At 42.0% G+C, this 5,296-nt stretch carries 5 protein-coding genes; all 5 read right to left on the bottom strand.

All coding sequences use genetic code 11. The annotated features are described in order from the left end of the window. The coding region (locus ACUVJL_RS13625) for a CPBP family intramembrane glutamic endopeptidase (protein WP_445246337.1) at positions 1–666 on the bottom strand (666 nt) is incomplete at its 3' end. 429 nt (positions 667–1,095) lie between these two features. Beyond that, positions 1,096–2,160, bottom strand: coding sequence for a calcium-binding protein (locus ACUVJL_RS13620; protein WP_445246336.1), 1,065 nt, complete (start codon positions 2,158–2,160; stop codon positions 1,096–1,098). Positions 2,161–2,298: 138 nt separating this feature from the next. Further along, on the bottom strand, positions 2,299–3,339 hold the full coding sequence (locus ACUVJL_RS13615; RefSeq protein WP_445246335.1) for a calcium-binding protein: 1,041 nt from the start codon (positions 3,337–3,339) through the stop codon (positions 2,299–2,301). Positions 3,340–3,451: 112 nt separating this feature from the next. Further along, positions 3,452–4,429, bottom strand: a complete 978-nt coding sequence (locus ACUVJL_RS13610) for a calcium-binding protein (RefSeq protein WP_445246334.1) — start codon at positions 4,427–4,429, stop codon at positions 3,452–3,454. A 437-nt stretch (positions 4,430–4,866) separates the two neighbouring features. Beyond that, positions 4,867–5,296, bottom strand: a 430-nt coding sequence (locus ACUVJL_RS13605) for a CPBP family intramembrane glutamic endopeptidase (protein ID WP_445246333.1), incomplete at its 5' end; no start/stop codon positions are given.

Raw genomic sequence — 5,296 nt, 5'->3', positions numbered from 1 at the left:
GACGTTAATCATGGCATGAAAGAGAATCGTTGCAAACACGCTTTTAACTGTATTGTTGTAGATCCAGACTATGATAACCCGTAAAAAAACGGTACTGATGCATTGCCAAACTATCCATATCGGAGTTTGGTGAGCTTGGCTGTAAGGTATGATGTGCCATATTGCCCACACCAATCCCAAAATGATACTTGCTTTTAATGCACCCCATTTATTTTGCATTGGGTCAATAGCATAGCCCGACCAACCAACCTCTTCGCCAATTGCAGCGATTAAGAATATGAAGAAAGAAATAAAAGTAAATAGAAGTGGTGTCTGTGGTTCAGGTAGCATTGCTCCTGTCATCTTCATGTACCAATAAGAAAGCACTGCTATGACGGGCATAACAAAAACAATAGGTATATACCATTTTTTATTTTTGATTTTTTTAAAGTCGAAGGATAGTTTCAACAGTTCCTTAACTCCCTGCATTTCTCGTTGTTTATAAACAAGAATTGTTGCCGCTAATAGAGGGCAGAAAGTCATTAGCGCACTTATTGGGAGTTTTATAGGCAGTATTTTAGTTAAATCCCCAGCCATAGCACCCAGTATCAAAAAGGGAATTGAAAGCAAAAGTACCAACAAAAAGAATTTGAGTGGTGACTTGTTTTCGAGTAGGCTGTTATCCATGATTGTGATTGACTAAATTTTGGGGCGAGATTATCATGCGTTTAATTTTTCATTTTGTGTAAATAGTATTTTTAGTGTTCTTATGCTGATTCTAATAAAATAAATCAAGTATATCTATACCGAGCTAATGTCTTTGATCCCCACAGAAAAATTACAATAGCCGGTTTCACCCAAGGAAATTGCGCCAGGTAGTATGGTTCGTCAAAAATGTCATAATTAGTCATAATTATTTCTCCAAGCTTAGTCTGCTTACTTGTGGATTAAACTTGACTCACTATAACTAACTCTACTAACTCACTATGTCAAGTTAATTATTGTTAAGTCTGTTTTATTTTTATGGCAAAGACAAAAGTGCGAGATCCCTTTTTGCGAATGTGCGATCGCACTCCCCAGTAGCGATCAAGCAAATCCCTAATAACTTCGAGATTTCTATCCAAGTGAAAATGTATAATCTGGAGATGATGGTAATTGATTCAATGTCAGATTTCCGCCGCCTTCAATAACAGCGATCGTATCAAAGTTACTGATTGATGGCAGTCCATTTATATAGTTCCTAAAGCCCTTCGTTTGGATAGCTAAATCTCGACCATTGTTAATGGGAAACACCGAGAATATATCTAAGTAAGAATTTGATAGTGTGAAAGATCCTGCTAGCTGAATAGTATCCTGACCTTGATTAAAGTTCCGAATTGTAGCAAAACCCGGCCCGATATAAAACTGTGTCGATCCTAGTGGCGATCCCCTACGGCTTATGTTCTCCTTACCAAGCGCAAATGTATCGCGGCCGCTACCGCCAATGAGAATATCGAATTCATTACTGCCATCACTTTCATAAAGTCGAGTGCTTCCAAAGCCATTACCTGTAGCTAAACCTACTTCAACTGCAATTAATTCAACTTTCCCCACCCCGGAACCGGTGAGGATGTCATTCCCAGAACTTCCGACAAAAGTCGCAGACCGGCTTGGCTCGTTTTTCCCAAAATTGAAGTAGTGTTCCCGACCAGTTTTCAAGGTTCCAGAGTTGACAAATGGTACAATATCGGGGTTTTTCCGTAAGTATTCTGTTTCAAAAAATGAAGTTCCAAAACGACCTTCTTTTACCCCGAATTGAATGAAGTGCTGGTAGCCTGATTTGAAAGTTCCGTTCTGAATAAACGGCAGTAAATCTCGGTTATTTGCTAGATAAAACGTTTCGTCATACTCAGGCGATACGGGGGTACGACCTTCTTCGTAACCTAATTTGATAAAGTGGTCTAGTCCGGTTGCAAAAGGCGCGTTTGGGTTGCTAGGAGTGCGGACTAAGGCAGCGATGTCTGGGCTGCCAGCGAGGTAAGTAGCTTCGTCAAAATACCGCGATACTTTAGTTAAGCCGGCGGCTTGACCGAATTTTTCAAAGTGTTCTTTCCCAGATTTGATGCTTCCGGCATCAATGGCTGGTTTCAGCCACGGATATTGGGCGAGGTAGTATTTTTCGTCGAAAATGTCGTAATTCATGGTTGCTTTTTTAAAAAAAGTAAAGTACAGTCGCGAAAGGCGAGTTGTTGGCATCGGCAAGTGCGATCGCAGATTTTGTTGAATGTGCGATCGTACTCCCAGCAGCGATCGGGCAAATCCTGAATAGCTTCGAGATTTCTACGTAAGTAAACGTGTGAAACCAGATCCTGGTGATAGATTCAAACTGAGATTTCCGCCACCTTCAATAACACCAATTGTATCAAATGGACTGGTTGAGGGAACAGAAACTCCATTCTCAAAGGTGGGATAGCCTTTCCTTTGGATAGCTAAATCTCGATTATTGTTGATGGGAAACACCAATAACTGATCTGAGGAATCCACTAATAACTGGATGCTATCTTGACCTTTGGTAAAGTTCCGAATTGTAGCAAAACCCGGCCCGATGTAATACTGTACTCCACGCAATGACACATTACGGGCGAAGTCTTGATATTCGCCCAACACAAATTTATCACGACCGATACCGCCAATGAGAGTATCAAATTCATTGCTGCCATCACTTTCATACAATCGGGCACCGTAATGAGGTTCTACACCTATTTCAACTCCAATTAATTCGGCATTCCCCACCCCGGAACCCGTTATAATGTCATTGCCGGAAGTTCCAACAAAAGTCGCAGAGCGGCTTGGATCGGAACTTCCGAACTTGAAGTAGTGTTCGCGACCAGTTTTTAAGGCTCCAGAGTTGACAAACGGCACAATATCGCGGTTTTTCTGTAAGTAGTCCGATTCCAAAAATGAAGTTCCAAACCGACCGTCTTTGATTCCGAATTGAAGGAAGTGCTGGTAGCCATTTTTAAAAGTTCCATTCTGAATAAACGGCAATATATCTCGGTTATTTGCTACATAAAACGCTTCGTCATACTCAGGCGATACTTGGCTGCGACCCTGTTCGTAACCGTATTGGATAAAGTGGTCTAGTCCGGTCGCAAAGGGCGCGTTTGGGTTGACTGTGCGGACGAAGGGTGCTATCTCTGGATTGTCGGCAAGGTAGGTAGATTCGTCAAAATACCGCGATATTTTTGTGAGGCCGGCGGCTTGACCGTATTTTTGAAAGTGTTCTAGTCCAGATTTGATGCTTCCTGCATCAATGGCTGGTTTGACCCAAGGATATTGCGAGAGGTAATATTGTTCGTCGAAAATTGCGTAGTTAGCCATGTTTTACTCCTGATGTTTGGATGATTTTGAGCTTGAATACTCATTAGTTTTCCAGATAAAAAATTCATGAATCATCGGCGTTACCTAATGACCAATGACCAATGACCAATGACTATCCAATCAAGAAAGTACTATTACTATTAGATTGTTGGAATACTAAATTCAAACTTCCTCCTCCTTCAATCACGGCGAGCACATCTCCAAAACGCTGGATTGACAAATTGTTGCCAACGGGAGTTAAGTCGTAGGTGCTTAAAGAAGTTCCTGACAGTTGGATCAAATCATCTGCTGCGTTGAAGTTCCGAATAGTAGCTTGACCGTTATTCAAATACAGCGGTATCGGGCTATTCGTGGCTGTAGCAGGAACTCCGAGTACGAATGTATCAACTCCTGGCCCGCCAGTCAGCACATCAAATTCATTAGTTCCAAAGCTTTCGTATTGCCGATTGCCAATGCGATCGATACCCACTTCCACTCCAATCAGTTCGTTATTCCCCACGCCAATACCTGTGAGAATATCGTTGCCGCGAGTGCCGACGAAAGTAGCAGAGCGGCTGGCTTCGCTTCTTCCGAAATTGAAGTAGTGTTCCCGACCCGTTTTCAAATTTCCAGAGTTGACAAACGGCACGATGTCGGGGTTTTTCCTTAAGTATTCTGGTTCAAAAAATGAAGTCCCAAAACGACCTTCTTTTGCCCCGAATTGAATGAAATGCTGGTATCCTGATTTGAAAGCTGCATTAGCCCCGATAAAAGATCGCAACTCAGAGTTATTTGCTAAATAAAAATCTTCGTTGTACTCAGGCGATACGGGGGTGTGGCCTTCTTCGTAGCCAAACTGGATAAAGTGGTCTAAGCCTGTAGCAAAAGGTGCGTTTGGGTTGCTGGGAGTGCGGACTAAGGCAGCGATGTCTGGGTTGCCAGCAAGGTAAGTAGCTTCGTCAAAATAGCGCGATACTTTTGTGAGGCCGGCGGCTTGACCGTATTTTTGAAAGTGTTCTAGTCCAGATTTGATGCTTCCTGCATCAATGGCTGGTTTCACCCAAGGATATTGCGAAAGGTAGTATTGTTCGTCAAAGATATCGTAATTCATCGTTGTTCCTTGAAGAGAGTAAGGTGCGATCGGACATCTTGCACCATTTGCACGAACAGCCTTTCAGACCAGCTAAGCTAAAGTTCAATTTTATTGTGGGGTTGGCCCAAGAGTCATCCCCTAAAAGGCTGATTGATTTTTGTGCAAGATTTCTAGCCGAGGAAAGTGATAACCGCTGGAGGATTAAAGGAATTTATCATCCCAATTTATTGCAGATTTAGATTTGCTCCCCCCTGAATTATGGCAATTGTATATGTTAATAATTGTTTCATTATTTTACTAAATTCTGTGGGCTACAGTTTCTTGTTTTGTTAATAACTATTTTTGAACTTCCTGAATGCTTTGCTGGACTAATTTACTTAGCCCAGCTAAATTTTCAAGCATGGGGAAATGACATATTACTTTCATAGGTTTTCAGGAAACCAACGGGGCCGAAATCAAGTATATCTATATCGGGCTAATGTCTTTGAACCCCACAGAAAAATTACAATGACAGCAGCTATCGCAATTATTGAATAGTGAACTTCAGGATAGTCAACTAGCGGATTGTGGGTTTGATTTTTGGGAAATAAAATCCTCCCCATATTAGCTAGGGTGTGAAAGAGAATGCACACAAATACACTTTTCCCAGTGTTGTTATAAAGCCAAACCATAAGTATCCGGACACTAACAGTACCGAGAGTTGCCCATAGTATCCATATCAAACCGTGACCCTGTTGAATGATTGATGGGTAATGCAATATTGCCCACACCAAGCCTACAATGATGGCGGTTGTTAGTGCAGACCATCGTTCTTGCAGAGCATCAACGGCATATCCCGACCAGCCGACTTCTTCACCTGTAGCAAGGAGGAAGAAGGCAACAGAC

This window comes from Microcoleus sp. OTE_8_concoct_300 (genome assembly GCF_031383065.1).
Classification (GTDB): Bacteria; Cyanobacteriota; Cyanobacteriia; order Cyanobacteriales; family Microcoleaceae; genus Microcoleus.
The sequence above is the reverse complement of the archived record's forward strand: the minus strand, read 5'-3'. Positions and strand labels throughout refer to the sequence as shown.

Excerpts from the sequence above, each read along its gene's own strand:
- ACUVJL_RS13620 (WP_445246336.1), bottom strand. The coding sequence starts at position 2,160 with ATGAATTACGACATTTTCGACGAAAAATACTACCTCGCCCAATATCCG.
- ACUVJL_RS13615 (WP_445246335.1), bottom strand. The coding sequence starts at position 3,339 with ATGGCTAACTACGCAATTTTCGACGAACAATATTACCTCTCGCAATAT.
- ACUVJL_RS13610 (WP_445246334.1), bottom strand. The coding sequence starts at position 4,429 with ATGAATTACGATATCTTTGACGAACAATACTACCTTTCGCAATATCCT.